Source organism: Vibrio zhanjiangensis, assembly GCF_030161235.1.
GTDB lineage: Bacteria > Pseudomonadota > Gammaproteobacteria > Enterobacterales > Vibrionaceae > Vibrio > Vibrio zhanjiangensis.
Map to the genome: position 1 here is coordinate 18,980 of NZ_BSPW01000098.1, position 19,499 is coordinate 38,478.

Below are 19,499 nucleotides of genomic sequence, written 5' to 3' on the forward strand. Positions count from 1 at the left end.
CTAGTAATAAATAAGTGATCACTGATATTCTACGCTTACACCTAATTTATGGGCTGGTGATGTTAATACCGTTGCCCTATAGCCAATCTATTTACCATAACTTCTTAACCATGGACCCATTACATCTATGACACAGCGAGCTTTTAACTTTGACGCTTTAACTCCCGATTTTATGTGGTATGCCATAGAAAGTATTGGAATCCGAGCTGAATCTGGCTTCTTACCACTCAATAGCTATGAAAACCGTGTCTATCAGTTCACCGATGAGCAAGGACAACGCTATGTGGTTAAATTTTACCGGCCAGAACGTTGGAGCTTACAGCAGATTCAAGAGGAGCACGACTTCACACTGGAGTTGGTGGAATCAGAAATTCCTGTAGCTCCCCCTATTGAGATTCAAGGCAATACACTCCATCAATACCAAGGTTATCTTTTTGCACTGTTTGCAAGTGTAGGCGGGAGACAATTTGAAGTGGATAACCTTGAGCAGCTTGAGGGGGTGGGGCGATTTTTAGGACGAATACACAAAGTAGGCTCTAGAATACCCTTTCAGCACCGACCAACAATTAACCTCGATGAATACTTATACCAACCGCGTCAAGTACTTGAGCAGTCTCAATTTATTCCTCTTCATTTGGAAAATGCATTTTTTAGTGACTTAGACTTGCTGATAAAGTCTCTTGAGCAACATTGGTATCAACCGGATACCATGATACGTCTCCATGGTGATTGCCATCCAGGAAATATTCTCTGGCGTGATGGCCCAATGTTTGTTGATCTCGACGATTCACGAAATGGTCCTGCTATACAAGATTTATGGATGATGCTAAGTGGTGAACGCCAAGAAAAACTGACACAATTAGATATCATCTTGGAAGCGTATCAAGAATTTAATGATTTCGACGTTAACGAATTGAAACTAATTGAACCTTTACGTGGTCTACGCATGGTGCATTATATGGCTTGGCTAGCAAAGCGATGGCATGATCCAGCCTTTCCAATCGCCTTTCCTTGGTTCAATGATGCAAAATACTGGGAAAGCCAAGTTCTGGCTTTCAAAGAGCAAATATCGGCGCTCAGTGAACCACCTCTCTCACTGATGCCACAGTGGTAAGAAGCCAAAATCATCAACACGGAGTCAACAATGAAAAAGCTGTTTGCACTTGTCGCAACTTTTATGCTGAGCCTTTCGGCCCATGCAGCCCAATTTAAAGAAGGGGACCACTACAAAGTTCTAGACGCTGAAGCATCTAAAAAACCAACTGTCACAGAGTTCTTTTCTTTTTTCTGCCCACATTGCAACACCTTCGAGCCCATTATGCAGCAACTAAAAGCTCAACTACCCGAAGATGCCAAATTTCAAAAAGTCCATGTGTCTTTTATGGGGGGAAACATGGGGGGACCTATGAGCAAAGCGTATGCCACTATGGTGGTACTAAAAGCTGAAAACAAAATGGTTCCAGTCATGTTCAATCGTATTCACAAAATGCGAAAACCACCCCAAAACGAGCAAGAGTTGAGGCAAATTTTTCTCGATGAAGGCATCGACGCCAAAAAATTTGATGCTGCCTTCAACGGTTTTGCTGTCGACTCTATGGCACGCCGTTTTGATAAACAATTTGAACAAAGTGGCCTAACAGGAGTACCAGCAGTCATCGTCAACAATAAATATCTTGTTGAAGCTCAAGGTCTAAAAACCGTAGATGAGTATTTCGAACTGGTAAACTTCCTCCTCACTAAAAAGTAAATCACCAATAAAACAGCAAAAGAAGAAACCTCTTCTTTTGCTGGCACCCAGAGAGTCTATTTACTCTGATGTATCTGTTCTAGCTGTTTATCTTTCTCTTTCCAAACCCCACTGAGCCACTGTTGGAACTGGCGCTTATAAGGTTTATCATTAAAATAGTCACCCTTTACTGTAGCATCTACCGGTAAAAGCTGGCTTCGCACAACCACTTTAGTCATGCGTCCCATTAGTAGATCACGAAATGGACTATGAGTATTGTTAGGATAAGCGATAGTCACATCAATAATATGATTGAATTGATCGCCCATAGCAGCCAAAGTGTAGGCCATACCACCACTTTTCGGCTGTAACAAATATTGGTAGTTCGCAGGATTTTTTTTCTGTTTCTGCGCAGTAAAACGCGTTCCTTCAACATAGTTAACCACGGTTGTTGGCGTATGTTTGAATCTGGCACAAGAACGCCGAGTTGTCTCAAGATCTTGTCCGCGTTTTTCAGGGTATTTTAGCAAATATTCCCTTGAGTAACGCCGCATAAAAGGCATATCCAAAGCCCAACAAGCCATACCAATAAATGGCACATACAGTAATTGCTGTTTGAGAAAAAACTTCGGCATGGGGATGCTATCTTTAAACACGCAGCACAGCACAACAATATCAGTCCAGCTCAAGTGATTACTGATTAACAGATACCAGCCATCTTTGCGCAGATCACCCTCAACCTCGACATCCCAATCGATACGATTGGATAGATTTAAAATGCAAGCATTAATGGTTGCCCACAACCACATCATCCGATTGGCTGCCACTGTCGCTTTTGCTTTGAGCTTCCCCGTTGGCAACATCACTTTAATCACAGCAATCGTGCATATCACAATAGAGCTAAACGCACAGTTCACTATGACCAAAAAAGTATTTAAGACAAGAAATAGATATGCAAACATAATGCTAAATAATAATGAGATCTCGAATAGAATTTATAGTGCTGGATCTGTCGAAAATGAAAACAGCGTGTAATTATACAAGTCCAAAGCCATATTGAAATCGATATGACAAAGTTTTGTACTCTCTCTGACTCAGGTCAGACAAGTTCTGCGAGAATGCCTCCAACAATTTAACCAATATCAAAAACACAAATGACAAGGAAATCACTTGATGAAAACAAAACTCTCGTTGCTAGCTGTAGCGCTTTTTGCATCGTCTGCACATGCTCAACTAGCTGAACACGCCGGATTTAGTGGAGAGTTTGCACTCAGCGCTGGCTTTGCCTCAACCACCTCTAACCTCAACACTGATGGTGATAAAGTCATTAGCAATGTCAACCAAGAAGCTTCTGACGATAGCGGTAGCATAGTGTACCCACTCGGTCATCTCGCCTATACATTTGGGGCGCAATCAGACAAACAATTTTATCTTGGTACTTCTAGAGAAGATATTGCTGTCGGCAATTTAGTGCTTGAACTGGGTTATAAGCAACAACTCGAATCTGGAACAGTGATAGATGCGTCGTTTCTCCCTACGATTATGTCGGGTGAAACATGGGCAGACCCATTCCTAACCAATCAAGAACGAGAAACAACCGATGAAAAAGGCAATGCCTTTCGCCTTAAATTTGACAAAATTATGGGATCTCGTTTTAGCTTAGATACGGTCTACGCCAACCGAGAAATTGAAAACGAACAGTCAGGCACTAACGCCAGCCTCACAACCGAACAACAGAATGCTCTAAAACGCGATGCAAAATCTATCTATGTTAAGGGATCTTATCGTCAACCTATCAGCAGAGTGTCTTTTCTACAACCTTCGATTATCTACATCAACACAGATGCAGATGGCGAGGCAAACTCTCTAAAATCTGTTGGTGGGGAACTCACTTACTTTAGAATACTCGACCACCATCAGTTAGCGCTAACCGCAGGCTATACAAGCAACTCCTACGACGGTACCAATCCAATCTATGGCAAAGTCCGCGACGAAGATGAGTTAAGCTTTTTTGCTGCCTACGAATATAAGAACTTTATGGGATGGCAAAACTGGTCGCTTGTCTCTCTCGCGGGTTTCAGTGAATCTGACTCCAATATCGACTTCTACGATACCAAACAGTACCTGTTCACTCTTGGTATGAACTACAAGTTTTAAACCAAATGGCCCACAATCATGTGGGCCATTATACTGCCTGGGCCGTGAGTTGTTTCAGCAAACGATCCATAGCCCGGTAGCCTAACGCTTCTGCAATATGAGGCCGTAAAATCCGTTCTTGCCCATCAAGGTCTGCAATGGTTCGCGCGACTTTTATAATTCGATGGTAAGCGCGTATCGATAAACCAAGCTGATGGAGCGCCGTCTCCAAAAACTGAGCATCTTGTTTTTCCAGTCGACAATATGTCTCCATTTCTCGGCTGCCCAGCAAAGCATTGACCTTGCCAGCTCTTGCTAACATATACCCCCTCGCCTTTTCCACCCTTGCTTTCACTACTTGAGTAGGTTCTCCACGCTCCCCCCCTTCCGATAAGGTTCCTTTAGGCAATGAGGGGATCTCTATCGACATATCAAAGCGGTCTAACAAAGGGCCAGACAATCGGCTAAGGTAGCGCAAAATAACTTGTGGGTTGGCTCGTGAATGATTACCTTCATAATAACCCGTTGGGCTGGGATTTAAAGCGCCAACTAACTGAAAGCGAGCTGGGAAACGGGTTTTTCCTTGAGCTCTTGAAATAATAATTTCACCCGACTCCAACGGCTCACGCAACGAATCCAATACTTTCCTTTCAAATTCAGGCATTTCATCTAAAAACAATAACCCATTGTGCGCTAAAGAAATCTCTCCGGGCCTTGGGAGCGTCCCTCCACCAACCAGAGCAGCCATGGAACTTGAATGATGCGGTGAACGAAATGGGCGTTTTTTCCAATTAAGCGCGTGAATATCCTGCTGAGTTAATGAAGCAACCGATGCGGTTTCCATTGCCTCTTCCTCTGTCATCTCTGGTAACAAATCGCACAAACGCGAAGCAAGCATTGTTTTTCCTGTACCCGGAGGGCCAAGAAAAAGCAGATTATGATTACCCGCCGCGGCAATCTCAAGCGCCCGCTTTCCTTGCTGCTGACCTATGATATCTTGTAGATCACGTTCGTTTTCAACAACCTGATTTGGAATAACACTTTGATACAGCCTCAGCTTTTCCTGACCACAAATGTCACCACATACCTCAAGCAAGCTTTCAGCAGACTGGTGAACATCACGCCCAACTAATGCCGCTTGATCACCGTTAAAATGAGGAACGACCAAACGTCTATGGGCCTTATTGGCAGCCAAAGCCGCGGGCAAAACCCCTTTTACTTTGCGCAGCTTCCCCGACAAGGCCAACTCACCAACAAACTCTCTATGTAACAAACCATCCACTGGTATTTGTTCTGAAGCGGCCAAAATGCCAAGGGCAATGGGCAAATCAAAACGCCCTCCTTCTTTGGGCAAATCGGCGGGTGCTAAATTCACCGTGATGCGCTTGGCAGGAAATTCAAATCGCGAGTTTATAATTGCACTTCTCACCCGATCTCGAGATTCCTTTACTGTTGTTTCCGGTAACCCAACTAAAGTAAAGCCCGGCATGCCATTACTAATGTGCACTTCAACTGTGACTAACGGAGCTTCTACACCAACCGATGCTCGACTATAAATAATCGCAAGTCCCATTCCTTGTTTCACTCCTACATCACTCATTTATCTTTTTGATAACTCGTTTAGTTTTTTACAAACTTGTTATATAGCGCGCTCCAACAATGAAAGAATGTGAAAAAAGAATGAGATTTTGCTTGTCATGTAACAGAATTCTGTGTTACCACTAAAAGGAGAAGACATTTAGTATCAAATTGCGTAAATAACGCATTGCAAATAAATATGAATATGAACGCTCACATTAACGCACTGATTAACCTGATTATCGTGGTCATTATTGATTCCGCGCGGGGGCTGGTGGGCGAAAAATAAACACCAAATTTGAAAAAACCCCCGCACTGAAAAGTCCGGGGGTTTTTTTCAACTTAAATGCTGTTATCAGCAAAATAATTATCACAATTTAAGTCAGTCAAAAATATTAGCTCGACCAATAACGGGCAGGAATAATGGGAGCGCACATGAAGTGCAACACAACAAAAAATAACATAAAACACTATGGGGGCACTCAATGACAGGTGCTGAACTAGTCGTTGCAGCCCTAAAGCAACAGGGCATAAAAACGGTATTTGGCTACCCAGGTGGCGCCATTATGCCAATTTATGACGCGCTTTATGACGGTGGTGTTGAACACATTCTTTGTCGTCATGAGCAAGGTGCTGCGATGGCGGCTATTGGTATGGCGCGCGCCACACAAGATGTCGCTGTATGCATGGCCACTTCTGGGCCAGGAGCAACCAACCTTGTGACTGGTCTCGCAGACGCCTTTATGGATTCTATTCCTATGGTGGCAATTACAGGACAGGTAGCAAGCTCACATATTGGTACCGATGCATTCCAAGAAATGGATGTCATAGGAATGTCTCTATCTTGCACCAAGCATAGTTACTTAGTTACTGATATTGAAGATCTTGCCCCAACCCTCGCTGAAGCGTTTGAAGTAGCAAAAGCTGGCAGGCCTGGGCCTGTGATCGTAGACATCGCAAAGGATGTTCAACTTGCTCAAGCACCTGTCAGTATACTACCGTATTTCGCCCCACCAGCAAGCCCAGAACCGACCAAAGAAGCCGTAGTTGCTGCTCAAGAACTGTTATCAAAAAGTACACGTCCTGTGCTTTATGTAGGGGGAGGCGTACAACTAGGAAACGCCACCAACGCCGTACGTGATTTTCTGCGCTTAAATCCCATGCCTTCAGTCAGCACTTTAAAGGGATTGGGCACAATAGAACGTCATGACCCTCATTATTTGGGTATGCTTGGGATGCATGGAACCAAAGCAGCAAACCTGGTCGTTCAAGAATGTGACTTATTAATTGCTGTCGGGGCTCGATTTGATGACCGAGTCACAGGCAAACTTGAAACTTTTGCTCCTCATGCCCGTGTCATACATATTGATATCGATGCCGCCGAGATCAACAAGCTGCGACATGCAAACGCACCTCTGCGCGGTGATATAAAAACCACACTCCCCCAATTAGAACTCACCCAGGATATTACGCCTTGGGTCAAGCACAGCGAGAGCCTACGCAGTGGATTTAAGTGGCGCTATGATCACCCTGGCGAACTCATTTTTGCACCACTGCTTCTGAAACAGCTATCCGATATGATGCCAGACAGCGCAATGGTCTCAACCGACGTAGGTCAGCATCAAATGTGGGCAGCTCAACATATTCAGCCTCGCGAACCTCAAAATTTCATCACTTCTGCTGGCCTCGGCACCATGGGCTTTGGCCTTCCCGCTGCAATGGGAGCGGCTGTCGCCAGGCCTGACGATCAGTCTATTCTTATTACAGGTGACGGTTCGTTCATGATGAACATACAGGAACTTGGCACACTCAAGCGCCGTCAAATTCCTGTAAAGATTGTTCTATTGAATAATCAGCGTCTTGGAATGGTGCGTCAGTGGCAATCACTCTTCTTTGATGGTCGCCACAGTGAAACCATACTGGATGACAACCCAGACTTTATAACCTTGGCTAAAGCGTTTGATATCCCAGGAAAAACTGTGACGACTAAGGAAGAAGTAGAGCCAGCAATTAGAGAAATGTTGGCCAGTAAAACGTCATATTTGCTCCATGTCATGATAGACGAAGAAGAAAATGTATGGCCACTCGTACCACCAGGTGCATCAAACAATGATATGCTGGAGAACACGTAAAATGGAAAGATACTTAATCGACATCAAGGCAGACGATAAACCCGTTTTACTCGAACGCGTTCTTAGAGTGGTTCGCCACCGTGGCTTCATTGTTAGGCAAGTGGCTGGGACACAAAATCATGAAAGTAAGGTTGCCAGTGTTGAGATCATTGTTGATAGCGATAGGCCAATCTCTTTTCTGACCAATCAGATTGAAAAGCTCTGGGACGTACGAACTGTTGAGGTGACTCAAATTGCGAGTGATCAACTACCAAACAACAATCTTCAGCAAAAAGTTTGCGCATAAAGGAAGGCAAAAATGGCGACAAAAACAGCAGATTATATATGGTTCAATGGTGAACTGGTTCCTTGGGCAGAAGCTAAAGTGCACGTTTTGACTCATGCAATGCACTACGGAACATCAGTATTTGAAGGCGTGCGTTGTTACAATACGCCAAAAGGACCAATTATCTTCCGCCACCGTGAACACGCAAATCGACTCAAAGATTCAGCTAAAATCTATCGCTTCCCTATTCCCTATACAGTCGAAGAAATTATGGAAGCAACTCGAGAGACTGTGCGTAAAAATAACCTCGACAATGCCTATATAAGACCTCTTGGCTATGTTGGAAACGTGGGGCTGGGTGTATGTCCACCTCAAGGCACTGAAATGGACCTCATCATTGCAGCTTTCCCTTGGGGATCATATTTGGGTGAAGAAGCACTAGAAAAAGGCGTCAATGCTATGATTTCCAGTTGGAATCGAGCAGCGCCTAACACCATACCTACAGCAGCAAAGGCGGGTGGTAATTACCTATCTTCTTTACTTGTGGGTGGTGAAGCACGCCGTCACGGCTATGATGAAGGGATCGCACTTAGCGTCGATGGCTACTTATCAGAAGGGGCTGGCGAGAACATTTTCGTTGTCAAAAATGGGGTGATCACCACTCCTCCAACCACTAGCGCTATCCTACCGGGTATTACTCGTGATTCGATCATGACGCTCGCACGAGATAAAGGTTACCAAGTCCATGAAGCCAATATTGCGCGTGAAGCACTTTATCTAGCCGACGAAGTCTTTATGACGGGTACTGCAGCAGAGGTCGTTCCTGTTGCCACCATAGATAAAATTGAAATCGGCACAGGCAAACGCGGACCTATAACAAAAGAGCTCCAAGAAGCTTATTTTGGACTTTTCAATGGCACCACTGAAGACAAGTGGGGCTGGTTAGATTACGTCCACCCATAAGACATGGCAAATTAAGGAAGTAGTAGAATGCCTAAATACAGATCAGCAACCACCACTCACGGTCGGAACATGGCAGGCGCTCGTGCTCTGTGGCGTGCAACTGGCGTAAAAGAAGAAGATTTTGGTAAACCCATTATCGCTGTCGTTAACTCGTTCACTCAATTTGTGCCAGGCCATGTTCACTTAAAAGACATGGGCCAATTAGTCGCTGGAGAAATAGAAAAAGCCGGTGGTATTGCCAAAGAGTTCAACACCATCGCCGTCGATGACGGTATTGCCATGGGTCACGGCGGTATGTTGTACTCCCTCCCATCTCGAGAACTTATTGCTGATTCAGTGGAATACATGGTCAACGCCCATTGTGCTGATGCTATGGTGTGTATTTCAAACTGTGACAAAATCACGCCGGGAATGCTGATGGCCGCAATGCGCCTCAACATTCCCGTGATTTTTGTTTCTGGTGGACCAATGGAAGCGGGCAAAACCAAGCTATCAGACCAACTTATCAAGCTCGATTTAGTCGATGCAATGATTCAAGGCGCTGATCCTAAGGTATCTGATCAGCAAAGTGAGCAAGTCGAACGTTCAGCATGCCCAACTTGTGGTTCATGCTCTGGTATGTTCACAGCAAACTCAATGAACTGCTTAACAGAGGCGCTGGGGTTATCGCAACCGGGCAATGGCTCCATGCTGGCAACTCATGCGGATCGTGAAGCCTTGTTTATCAATGCGGGCAAACGCATTGTCGAATTGACACGCCGCTACTACGAACAAGAAGATGAGTCAGCACTACCTCGCAATATCGCCACCTTTGACGCCTTTGAAAATGCGATGGCATTAGACATTGCCATGGGTGGCTCAACCAACACCATACTTCACCTTCTAGCCGCTGCGCAAGAAGGTGAGGTTGACTTCGATATGGACGATATCGACCGTCTGTCTCGCCAAGTTCCGCATTTGTGTAAAGTCGCCCCTTCGACACCTAAATATCACATGGAAGACGTCCATCGCGCAGGCGGCGTTATGGCAATCCTTGGTGAATTAGACCGAGCTGGCCTACTCCATAACGATGCACGAACTGTGCTAGGCCTTTCAATGAAAGAACAGCTTGCCAAATACGACATCATGCAAACTGACGATGAAGATGTTCTCACATTTTATCGCGCAGGTCCTGCAGGTATTCGCACCACCAAAGCCTTTTCTCAGGATTGTCGGTGGGACAGACTCGATGACGACCGAGTCAATGGCTGTATCCGCACAAAAGATAATGCCTTTAGTCAAGAGGGTGGACTGGCTGTCCTATCAGGCAACATCGCACTTGATGGCTGTATTGTTAAAACGGCCGGTGTCGATGAAAGTATTCTCAAGTTTACAGGCCCAGCAGTCGTATTTGAAAGTCAAGAGGATGCCGTCGAGGGTATATTGGGTGGAAAAGTCAAAGCAGGTGACGTGGTCGTCATTCGCTACGAAGGCCCCAAAGGCGGTCCTGGTATGCAAGAAATGCTTTACCCAACTACGTATCTAAAATCCATGGGGCTTGGTAAAGATTGTGCACTACTAACGGATGGACGTTTCTCTGGCGGTACATCTGGCCTATCAATTGGTCACGCTTCACCAGAAGCGGCCAATGGCGGCGCAATTGGCTTAGTCAAGCAAGGTGACATGATTGCGATTGATATTCCAAATCGCTCAATCTCATTAGAGGTCTCCGAGCAAGAGCTTGCCGAGCGAAGAACTCAACAAGACGAGCTAGGTTGGAAACCTGTTGATCGTCAGCGTGACGTTTCTTTTGCGCTTAAAGCATACGCCAGTATGGCAACCAGTGCTGACAAAGGGGCGGTACGAGATAAGTCGAAGCTAGGGGACTAGCTTATGGCTACATGTGTATTTTCAGGGAAAGAAAACCTGACTGGCGCAGATTATCTGCGTCAGATCTTAAGAGCACCCGTATACGAAGCCGCAACGGTCACACCATTGCAAGCAATGCCGCGATTAAGCGAGCGTATTGGTAACCAAGTGCAAATCAAGCGCGAAGACCGACAGCCAGTGCATTCTTTCAAATTGCGCGGTGCCTACAATATGGTTGCAAGCTTATCTGAAGCACAGAAGTCTGCTGGTGTAATCGCGGCATCGGCAGGTAATCATGCTCAAGGAATGGCGCTATCAGGTACTAAGCTCGGCATAAAAACCACCATTGTGATGCCCAAAACGACACCAGATATCAAGGTCGATGCTGTGCGCGGTTTTGGCGGTCACGTTGTTCTTCATGGCAACAACTTCGACGAAGCTAAAACAGAAGCGGAACGTTTAGCCAAGCAACATGGGTATACTTTTGTTCCCCCTTTCGATCACCCACTAGTGATCGCAGGCCAAGGAACCATCGGCATGGAAATGCTACAGCAAAATGGCCATCTCGATCATATCTTTGTCCCTGTTGGTGGCGGTGGCTTGGCAGCGGGTGTGGCTGTACTCGTTAAGCAATTGATGCCAGAGATCAAGGTTATCGCGGTTGAGCCTGAAGACTCAGCTTGTCTTAAAGCTGCACTCGATGCTGGCGAACCTGTGGTGATTGATCAGGTCAGCATGTTTGCCGACGGCGTGGCGGTAAAACGGATTGGCGATGAAACATTTCGACTCTGTCAGCAATATCTTGATGGGCACATTAGCGTCTCTAGTGATGAAATTTGTGCCGCAGTCAAAGACATCTTTGAGGATACCCGCGCGATTGCTGAGCCTTCTGGCGCACTGGCTCTCGCGGGCCTTAAAAAGTATAGCGAGCAAAATAAACTCCAAAATTGCAACCTTGGCACAATACTATCCGGAGCGAATACTAATTTTCACGGTCTGCGTTATGTTTCCGAGCGTTGTGAACTTGGTGAAAAGCGGGAAGGCTTACTGGCTGTAACCATTCCCGAGCGTCAAGGGGCCTTTTTTGAGTTTTGTCATCTCATTGGTGGGCGCGCGGTGACTGAGTTCAACTACCGTTATAACGATGATGCGTTAGCGAATATATTTGTCGGCGTACGCCTTCAAGGTGGCCAACAAGAGCTAGAACACATCATTCATGATCTGCGCGAAGGTGGGTATCCTGTGGTTGATTTATCAGAGGATGAAATGGCCAAGTTACATATTCGTTATATGATTGGTGGCAGACCGTCAAAGCAGCTTAAAGAGCGCCTCTACAGTTTTGAATTTCCTGAATATCCAGGTGCATTGCTTAAGTTCCTCAGCACCCTGGGGACTCACTGGAATATCAGCTTATTCAACTACCGCAACCATGGCGCAGACTACGGCCGAGTATTGTGTGGCTTTGAACTTGATGAATCCGATCTTGCACGCTTCTCTGCTCATTTGAGAGAGCTTGGGTACCAGTGCAAAGATGAAACCGATAATCCATCATATAAGTTCTTTCTATCATGCTAACAAAAGCTGGGGGCCAGATTTGTTCTGCCCCTAGTTTCTATGGCTTCATCAACAATCCACCGTTAGTCTGAATCACCTCACCCGTGATATTCGCCTGCTTAGTGAGCATCAAAATACTTTGTGCAATCTCTTCTGGCGATGCAACTGAGCGAGTCGGGATCTGAGATTTCAGCTGCTCTGCATTGACAAGACCTTTAATCATATCTGTATCAACAAACCCTGCTGCAATGCAGTTTACCGTTACTCCCTTATGGGCATATTCTAGAGCAACGACACGACTAAAGGCCTCTAAGCCCGCTTTCGCGGCAGCGTAACTAGCAAACCCTTTTTGAGGGAGTGAACTTAGAATACTCGACACACTGACAATGCGCCCATATTGCTGACGGGACATGTGGCTAACCAATTTTTGGGTTAGAAAAAACGCCGCTCGCAAATTGACATTCAATGTCTCATCATAGCTTTGTAAACAGGTTTTAGCGAAAGGGGCTAAGTGAGCAATACCCGCATTATTAATCAAGATGTCAGGGAGTAAATGTTCAGATTTAAGCTGCTGATATAAACTTTCGATACTGTCCATCTTGGTCATTTCAAGCTCGTAGGCCTCAATACCTTGATCACGCAGCTTCATACGATCTTCAGACTGACGAGCCGTACCCAATACACGATACCCCTCATCTCTAAATGCAATAGCGGTTGCGTAGCCAATGCCACGATTGGCCCCCGTTACTAGAACTGTTTTCATTAGATTGCCCACCTCAAATCATTGCTAAAACATAATTCTTAATGACTAGAGCAACCTTTGTAAATCATATCCACCCCCATACGCAACACAAAACATATTCAACAGCTACATAATAATTAAATGACGACCAAATTTTAATCTGGCTCAACAACATCTCCATAATACGAAAGTTTCATTTTAGTCATCTACCTTTTGGATCTAAACTCAAGGCCCAACAAAACTCTCGCTCGGTTGTGGAGACCACATATGTTTAGTGCACTCATTTTAAGACAAGAACAAAACCAAACTCTCGCTGGCATTGAGCAGATAGACGAAAGTCAATTGCCACAAGGTGATGTATTAATTGATGTCGATTATTCCTCTCTCAATTATAAAGACGGCTTAGCCATCACTGGAAAAGGTAAAATCATCCGTAACTTCCCCATGGTGCCTGGCATAGATCTCTCCGGCACGGTTGCTCATTCGGATAATGATCGCTTCCAAGTCGGTGATAAAGTCGTATTGACGGGTTGGGGAGTAGGTGAAAATCACTGGGGTGGTATGGCTCAGCGCGCTCGTTTAAAATCAGAGTGGCTTGTCCCATTGCCCGAAGGTCTTAGCAGTAAACAAGCCATGATGGTTGGCACTGCAGGCTTAACAGCAATGTTATGTGTTGAAACTCTCATTGACTCAGGCATTGAACCAGAGTCAGGAGAAATTCTCGTCACAGGTGCAAGCGGTGGCGTCGGCTCTGTGGCTGTCACTCTACTGTCTCAACTTGGGTATCAAGTTGCTGCCGTAACGGGTCGTATCGAACAAAACGGTCCTTTACTCGAGCAGCTTGGAGCAAATCATATCATTGAGCGTTCAGAATTTGAGCAAGCCGCTCAACCACTTGAAAAACAACGCTGGGCAGGCGCTATAGATACTGTTGGTAGTAAGGTATTAGCAAAAGTTTTATCGCAAATGGACTACAACGGATCTGTTGCCGCGTGTGGACTTGCGGGAGGTTTCGATTTACCCAGCACAGTCATGCCATTTATTCTTCGCAATGTGCGCTTGCAAGGTATCGATTCTGTCATGTGCCCAACCAAAAAACGCGTACAAGCATGGAATAAGTTAGCCAAATTATTACCTCAAAGCTACTTTGAACAAGCATGTACCGAAATAAAGTTAGCACAAGCGCCAGACTACTCTGAAGAGATCACTAATGGAAAAGTTACAGGACGAGTGGTGATTAAACTCTAACGGCGAAACAACTGAGAGTCAGTCATGGGTTCGACTGACTCAGCAGCGACGATGTTTGCTCGGGCCCTACACTAACGATTAAAATTCACTGTCAGGCAAACAAAACCATAAACTACTTTGCGATCGCATAATATTAATAAAAAAAATCCCGCCTTTCAGCGGGGAAGCCCAAGAAAAAATGGGGATAGTGTCGGAATGTAACGGGTGCTTGTTAACAAGCTCTTAATTTTGGCGCTCTTGTGACGAGCCCGACCAACAACGGGTCTCACACCATATACCAACAACCGTTGCAACCATGCCAGCTATTGGCAATAAAGACACTTCACTTGAAGGTCGGAGCACAAGAGCGCAAAAGCACATAAAGCAAAGTACGGAGTACACTGTTAAGCGTTCGAGTTCATTCACAAGCTGCCTCCGCACTCAATGTTATCAGATTGTTAACTACGTTAAATCAATTCGCATCATTTGCCAAGAGGTTATTGAATATTTTTTCTTCGTCAGTATCATCTAGCTCCTTAAAAAGGTAATTCGAGATATGACCATGGTATTTAATCCAGAGCAGGTAGATAAAACGCTGGAAGCACAAGGAATGCGCTGCCCTGAACCAGTAATGATGGTCAGAAAGACAATACGAAACATGAAAGATGGCGAAGTTTTGCTGGTTATTGCTGACGATACTTCCACCACACGAGACATACCAAGCTTTTGCCGGTTTATGGATCATCAACTCATCAGCGCGCAAACAGAGAGCCTGCCTTATCAATATGTGATCAGAAAAGGGATGAAATGAGTCAACTGGCTAAAATGATACGCCATCATTGTTGATCATTACCCTTCACTCATCATTTTCTTGCTGTCTCTGCTGCTCTAACTGCTTCCTAATTAAGCGCACTTCGTCCTGTAAAGGTAGGATGTGCGCAACCCGAATCCAAGCTTCTACCGTCAAAGCCGTCATCACAAATGAGCCAGCAACAATTGGTAGCCACATATCGGTTAAAGCCATCGCCAGCAAACATAGCACTAATCCAAAGCTAAACAGGTAACTCTGACTTCTTGGAGATATTCCCATATAGCGTGTAAGCATGATATCGTTCTCCCATTCAGTTCTGCACCCACTCTAACGCATATCACAACACGTCAAGCCATACTAAGGCACACAACTAACATAGCACGACAAAGGTTACACTGGTGTATATCAGGTCACGCCCTGTGACAAACCTAGATACGAATAGGGCTCCCATTTGGCGACTTAATAACCCCGCATTTCTAGAACAGCAAACTACCAAAAGCCAAACCAACAAAGAGTATCGCGGTAACTTTACGGATCACATTAAGCGGCAACTTACCAGCTGACATTCGGCCAACAAATACAACTGGCACATTCGCCAGTAACATACCCAGCGTGGTCCCCAAAATAACCAGTATCAATGATTGAGCATATTGAGCACCGAGAATAGAGGTTGCGATTTGTGTTTTGTCACCTATTTCCGCGATAAAAAAAGCAACAAAACTGGTGAGAAAAGCACCGCGATTAACCATATTATTGCTGTCATCAAGTCGGTCTGGGACCAACACCCAACACGCCATAGCAAGAAAGCTCACTGCGAGAATCCACTTTAAAATATGCGCTGGCATATGATCGGCAATAAATACACCGAGCCACGCTGCAAGTGCGTGGTTAACCAATGTGGCCAATGCGATCGCGAAAATGATAGGAAGTGGTTTTTGATAGCGGCTGGCAAGCAGCAAAGATAGTAACTGTGTTTTATCACCAATTTCGGCTAAGGCGATGGTAGTAATTGAAATAGCTAAAACGCTCACGACATGCTCGATGAGGCAGGGATTATTATTTGAACCTAAGACAAACCTCGTGCCCCGCCTCGGTTCACGATGTTTATCTAAGGTCTTGCTAAATTCATCCGGCGATGAATCTCGTTCGCCATGGTGATTGTGCACCAATTATGTTGACGAACGAACCGAGCAGACGGTCTGCTGGTAAGCTACTCCCCAAAGATGGCGAGATTCTAAAGAGCATAACCACAAAGCACAAGTCAGATTTCCATCAAAAACTCGGTTTTATCGAAAATAAAAACAATCAGCACAATAAATTCTAATAAAACCAAATTTTGATGACCAATTAAGCAAGATTACCTCTACTCCCGCTGGTCAGTTATAGGTATACTTGATTGTTATTTTTTCAACCCTAGTTACTTTGAATCGCAATTGTTACCTAAAAAGGCAACAAATATGACGACAACACAAGTAATCACATAATTGCGCGAACCTGACTTATGCAAAAATACGATACCAAAACCTTCCAGGGAATGATCCTCGCGCTGCAGGATTATTGGGCTCAAAATGGTTGCACTATTGTTCAACCGCTTGATATGGAAGTAGGCGCAGGCACGTCACACCCAATGACCTGCTTACGTGCACTTGGCCCAGAGCCAATGTCGACTGCTTACGTACAACCTTCTCGTCGTCCAACCGATGGCCGTTATGGTGAAAACCCTAACCGCCTACAGCACTACTATCAGTTTCAAGTAGCGCTTAAGCCATCACCAGACAATATTCAGGAATTGTACCTAGGCTCTCTTGAAGTTCTTGGTGTCGACCCCCTAGTTCATGATATTCGCTTCGTTGAAGATAACTGGGAAAACCCAACGCTCGGTGCTTGGGGACTAGGTTGGGAAGTGTGGCTAAACGGCATGGAAATTTCTCAGTTTACCTATTTCCAACAAGTTGGTGGTCTTGAATGTAAGCCTGTGACTGGTGAAATCACCTATGGTATTGAACGCCTAGCTATGTATATCCAAGAAGTCGATTCCGTCTACGATCTGGTATGGAACAAAGCACCGGATGGCAACGTGGTTAGCTATGGCGATATTTTCCACCAAAACGAAGTGGAACAATCTACCTACAACTTCGAGCATGCTGACGTTGACTTCCTATTTGGCTTCTTTGAGCAATGTGAAAAAGAGTGCAAAGCGCTACTAGAGCTTGAAACGCCGTTACCCCTTCCTGCTTATGAACGTATTCTTAAAGCTGGACATGCATTCAACCTACTTGATGCGCGCAAAGCAATTTCGGTCACAGAGCGTCAACGCTATATTCTGCGCATTCGTAATCTGACCAAATCAGTGGCAGAAGCTTACTATGCATCTCGTGAAGCGCTTGGCTTCCCAATGTGTAAAAAAGAACAGGTGTAAGGGAAAAAAGTAACATGGCAAAAGAATTTTTAATCGAGCTGGGTACCGAAGAACTCCCACCAACACAGCTACGCACCCTAGCGGAAGCCTTTGCAGCAAACTTTGAGTCAGAGTTGCAAAACGCAGAGCTCTCCCATCAAGGTATTAAGTGGTTTGCGACACCTAGACGTCTTGCACTTAGAGTCGCTGAACTAGCAGAAAGCCAAGCAGACAAAATCGTTGAAAAACGTGGTCCCGCTATTGCCGCAGCATTCGACTCAGACGGCAACCCAACCAAAGCCGCTCAGGGTTGGGCTCGCGGCTGCGGTATAACGGTTGATCAGGCTGAGCGTATGGTAACAGACAAAGGTGAATGGCTACTGTTTAAACAAGAAGTTAAAGGTCAGCCCGCCAGTGAGATTTTAACTCAACTTGCATCAAAAGCTCTTGCTAACCTGCCAATCGCAAAGCCCATGCGCTGGGGTGACAAAGCAACACAATTTATCCGCCCAGTCAAAACCCTCACCATGCTTATGGGCTCTGAACTTATCGAAGGTGAGATTTTGGGGGTGACGTCTTCTCGCACCATTCGCGGCCATCGTTTTATGGGTGAGCAAGCATTTACTATTGAGTCAGCCGAGCAATATCCAGCGCTATTGCAAGAGCGTGGCAAGGTAATGGCAGACTACGAAGCCCGTAAAGCCATCATTATTGCAGAGGCTCAAAAAGCCGCCTCAACACTGGGTGGTATTGCTGATCTCGAAGATGAACTAGTGGAAGAAGTCACCTCTTTAGTGGAGTGGCCTGTTGTGCTCACCGCCAAATTTGAACAAGAGTTTCTTAAAGTTCCTTCCGAGGCCCTTGTGTATACCATGAAAGGCGACCAAAAGTACTTCCCTGTTTACACAGAGGATAAAAGGTTGCTCCCTAACTTTATTTTCGTATCCAACATCGAATCTAAAGAGCCCAAATACGTGATTGAAGGTAATGAAAAGGTCGTCAGACCTCGCTTGGCTGATGCAGAGTTCTTCTTTAATACTGACCGTAAGCGCCCTCTAATCGACCGTTTGCCTGAGCTAGAGCAGGCTATCTTCCAGAAGCAGCTCGGTACAATCAAAGACAAAACCGATCGTATTACCGAATTAGCGGGTTATATAGCAGAACAAATCGGTGCAGATGTTGAAAAATCAAAACGTGCCGGACTATTGGCCAAATGCGATCTGATGACGTCCATGGTATTTGAATTTACCGACACCCAAGGTGTGATGGGAATGCATTATGCCCGCCATGATGGTGAAGCCGAAGAAGTCGCCATAGCCCTGAATGAACAGTACATGCCTCGCTTCGCAGGTGATACTCTGCCTTCACATGGGGTATCGACGGCCATCGCTATTGCAGATAAGCTCGACACGATCGTCGGTATCTTCGGTATAGGTCAGGCACCCAAAGGCAGTGATCCCTTTGCTTTGCGCCGTGCATCTCTTGGCGTACTGCGGATTATCGTTGAGTACGGGTACAAACTTGATTTGGTCGATCTGATTGCCAAAGCGAAATCACTATTGGGTGACAAGTCAACCAATGATAATGTTGAGCATGATGTGATTGAGTTTATGCTAGGTCGTTTCCGCGCTTGGTATCAAGATCAAGGCTTTAGTGTAGATATTATCCAGGCCGTTCTGGCTCGCCGCCCAACAAAACCGGCTGATTTTGATCAACGCGTTAAGGCAGTATCCCATTTCCGTCAATTGGAGTCAGCGGAATCACTCGCGGCAGCCAATAAGCGTGTCGGTAATATTTTGGCAAAATTCGATGGTGAATTAGCATCGGATATCAACCTTGCATTGTTAGAGCAAGACGCTGAAAAAGCACTCGCTGAAAGTGTTGAAATCATGGCAGAGGCTCTAGAGCCGGCATTTGCAACGGGTAACTATCAAGAAGCACTCAACAAACTTGCTGATTTACGTGAGCCTGTTGATGCTTTCTTCGATAATGTCATGGTCATGGCCGACGATGAGGCCTTGAAAAACAACCGCCTCACTCTGCTCAATAAATTGAGAAATCTCTTCTTACAAATTGCCGACATTTCTCTTCTTCAGAAGTAAAACGTTGCTGCAATAAA

18 protein-coding genes and 1 riboswitch are annotated in these 19,499 nt (G+C 45.3%); of the genes, 12 read left to right on the top strand and 6 right to left on the bottom strand.

Annotation, left to right across the window (positions count from 1 at the left end; all coding sequences use genetic code 11):
* Positions 1–127: 127 nt before the first annotated feature.
* Positions 128–1,114 carry a serine/threonine protein kinase gene (locus tag QQK21_RS20780; RefSeq protein ID WP_284194081.1) on the top strand — a complete coding sequence of 329 codons (987 nt, stop codon included), beginning with the start codon at positions 128–130 and terminating at the stop codon, positions 1,112–1,114.
* Positions 1,115–1,144: 30 nt separating this feature from the next.
* A complete protein-coding gene (locus tag QQK21_RS20785; protein ID WP_284194082.1) occupies positions 1,145–1,747 on the top strand; it encodes a thiol:disulfide interchange protein DsbA/DsbL in 603 nt (200 codons plus the stop codon).
* A gap of 56 nt (positions 1,748–1,803) precedes the next feature.
* Here QQK21_RS20785 and yihG read toward each other — a convergent pair whose 3' ends face one another.
* On the bottom strand, positions 1,804–2,688 hold the full coding sequence (gene yihG / locus QQK21_RS20790) for a 1-acylglycerol-3-phosphate O-acyltransferase, YihG family (RefSeq protein WP_284194083.1): 885 nt from the start codon (positions 2,686–2,688) through the stop codon (positions 1,804–1,806).
* A gap of 211 nt (positions 2,689–2,899) precedes the next feature.
* Between yihG and QQK21_RS20795 the strand changes: the two genes are divergently transcribed.
* Positions 2,900–3,883, top strand: a complete 984-nt coding sequence (locus QQK21_RS20795) for a DUF2860 domain-containing protein (RefSeq protein WP_284194084.1) — start codon at positions 2,900–2,902, stop codon at positions 3,881–3,883.
* A gap of 28 nt (positions 3,884–3,911) precedes the next feature.
* Here the strand turns inward: QQK21_RS20795 and QQK21_RS20800 are convergent, their stop codons facing one another.
* Entirely contained in the window at positions 3,912–5,435 is a 1,524-nt protein-coding gene (locus tag QQK21_RS20800; RefSeq protein ID WP_284194131.1) for a YifB family Mg chelatase-like AAA ATPase, read from the bottom strand.
* Between the two features lie 490 nt (positions 5,436–5,925).
* Here QQK21_RS20800 and ilvG point away from each other — a divergent pair, with 490 nt between their 5' ends.
* The 5 genes from ilvG to ilvA are packed head-to-tail and all read left to right on the top strand — an operon-like array spanning position 5,926 to position 12,223.
* The gene (gene ilvG, locus QQK21_RS20805) at positions 5,926–7,572 is read left to right on the top strand and encodes an acetolactate synthase 2 catalytic subunit (protein WP_284194085.1); all 1,647 of its coding nucleotides are present in this window, start codon (positions 5,926–5,928) and stop codon (positions 7,570–7,572) included.
* Between the two features lies 1 nt (position 7,573).
* Positions 7,574–7,858: an acetolactate synthase 2 small subunit gene (ilvM, locus tag QQK21_RS20810; protein WP_284194086.1), complete on the top strand. Its 285-nt coding sequence runs from the start codon at positions 7,574–7,576 to the stop codon at positions 7,856–7,858.
* 12 nt (positions 7,859–7,870) lie between these two features.
* Entirely contained in the window at positions 7,871–8,800 is a 930-nt protein-coding gene (gene ilvE / locus QQK21_RS20815) for a branched-chain-amino-acid transaminase (RefSeq protein ID WP_284194087.1), read from the top strand.
* A 27-nt stretch (positions 8,801–8,827) separates the two neighbouring features.
* Positions 8,828–10,669, top strand: coding sequence for a dihydroxy-acid dehydratase (ilvD, locus tag QQK21_RS20820; protein ID WP_284194088.1), 1,842 nt, complete (start codon positions 8,828–8,830; stop codon positions 10,667–10,669).
* A 3-nt stretch (positions 10,670–10,672) separates the two neighbouring features.
* Positions 10,673–12,223, top strand: coding sequence for a threonine ammonia-lyase, biosynthetic (gene ilvA, locus QQK21_RS20825; protein WP_284194089.1), 1,551 nt, complete (start codon positions 10,673–10,675; stop codon positions 12,221–12,223).
* 37 nt (positions 12,224–12,260) lie between these two features.
* Here the strand turns inward: ilvA and QQK21_RS20830 are convergent, their stop codons facing one another.
* The gene (locus QQK21_RS20830) at positions 12,261–12,965 is read right to left on the bottom strand and encodes an SDR family NAD(P)-dependent oxidoreductase (RefSeq protein WP_284194090.1); all 705 of its coding nucleotides are present in this window, start codon (positions 12,963–12,965) and stop codon (positions 12,261–12,263) included.
* A 246-nt stretch (positions 12,966–13,211) separates the two neighbouring features.
* On the opposite strand from QQK21_RS20830, the gene acuI reads away from it, so the two are divergent.
* Positions 13,212–14,192 carry an acrylyl-CoA reductase (NADPH) gene (acuI, locus tag QQK21_RS20835; RefSeq protein WP_284194091.1) on the top strand — a complete coding sequence of 327 codons (981 nt, stop codon included), beginning with the start codon at positions 13,212–13,214 and terminating at the stop codon, positions 14,190–14,192.
* A gap of 222 nt (positions 14,193–14,414) precedes the next feature.
* Here the strand turns inward: acuI and QQK21_RS20840 are convergent, their stop codons facing one another.
* Positions 14,415–14,612, bottom strand: coding sequence for a hypothetical protein (locus tag QQK21_RS20840; RefSeq protein ID WP_284194092.1), 198 nt, complete (start codon positions 14,610–14,612; stop codon positions 14,415–14,417).
* 121 nt (positions 14,613–14,733) lie between these two features.
* Here QQK21_RS20840 and tusA point away from each other — a divergent pair, with 121 nt between their 5' ends.
* Positions 14,734–14,982, top strand: coding sequence for a sulfurtransferase TusA (gene tusA, locus QQK21_RS20845; protein WP_284194132.1), 249 nt, complete (start codon positions 14,734–14,736; stop codon positions 14,980–14,982).
* A 45-nt stretch (positions 14,983–15,027) separates the two neighbouring features.
* Here the strand turns inward: tusA and QQK21_RS20850 are convergent, their stop codons facing one another.
* The gene (locus QQK21_RS20850; protein ID WP_284194093.1) at positions 15,028–15,276 is read right to left on the bottom strand and encodes a hypothetical protein; all 249 of its coding nucleotides are present in this window, start codon (positions 15,274–15,276) and stop codon (positions 15,028–15,030) included.
* A 182-nt stretch (positions 15,277–15,458) separates the two neighbouring features.
* On the bottom strand, positions 15,459–16,013 hold the full coding sequence (locus tag QQK21_RS20855) for a TMEM165/GDT1 family protein (RefSeq protein WP_284194094.1): 555 nt from the start codon (positions 16,011–16,013) through the stop codon (positions 15,459–15,461).
* Positions 16,014–16,104: 91 nt separating this feature from the next.
* A riboswitch (yybP-ykoY riboswitch) is annotated at positions 16,105–16,213 on the bottom strand.
* A 270-nt stretch (positions 16,214–16,483) separates the two neighbouring features.
* Here QQK21_RS20855 and glyQ point away from each other — a divergent pair.
* Positions 16,484–17,401, top strand: coding sequence for a glycine--tRNA ligase subunit alpha (gene glyQ, locus QQK21_RS20860; RefSeq protein WP_284194095.1), 918 nt, complete (start codon positions 16,484–16,486; stop codon positions 17,399–17,401).
* Between the two features lie 14 nt (positions 17,402–17,415).
* Positions 17,416–19,482, top strand: coding sequence for a glycine--tRNA ligase subunit beta (gene glyS / locus QQK21_RS20865; RefSeq protein WP_284194096.1), 2,067 nt, complete (start codon positions 17,416–17,418; stop codon positions 19,480–19,482).
* The last annotated feature ends 17 nt before the right edge of the window (positions 19,483–19,499 follow it).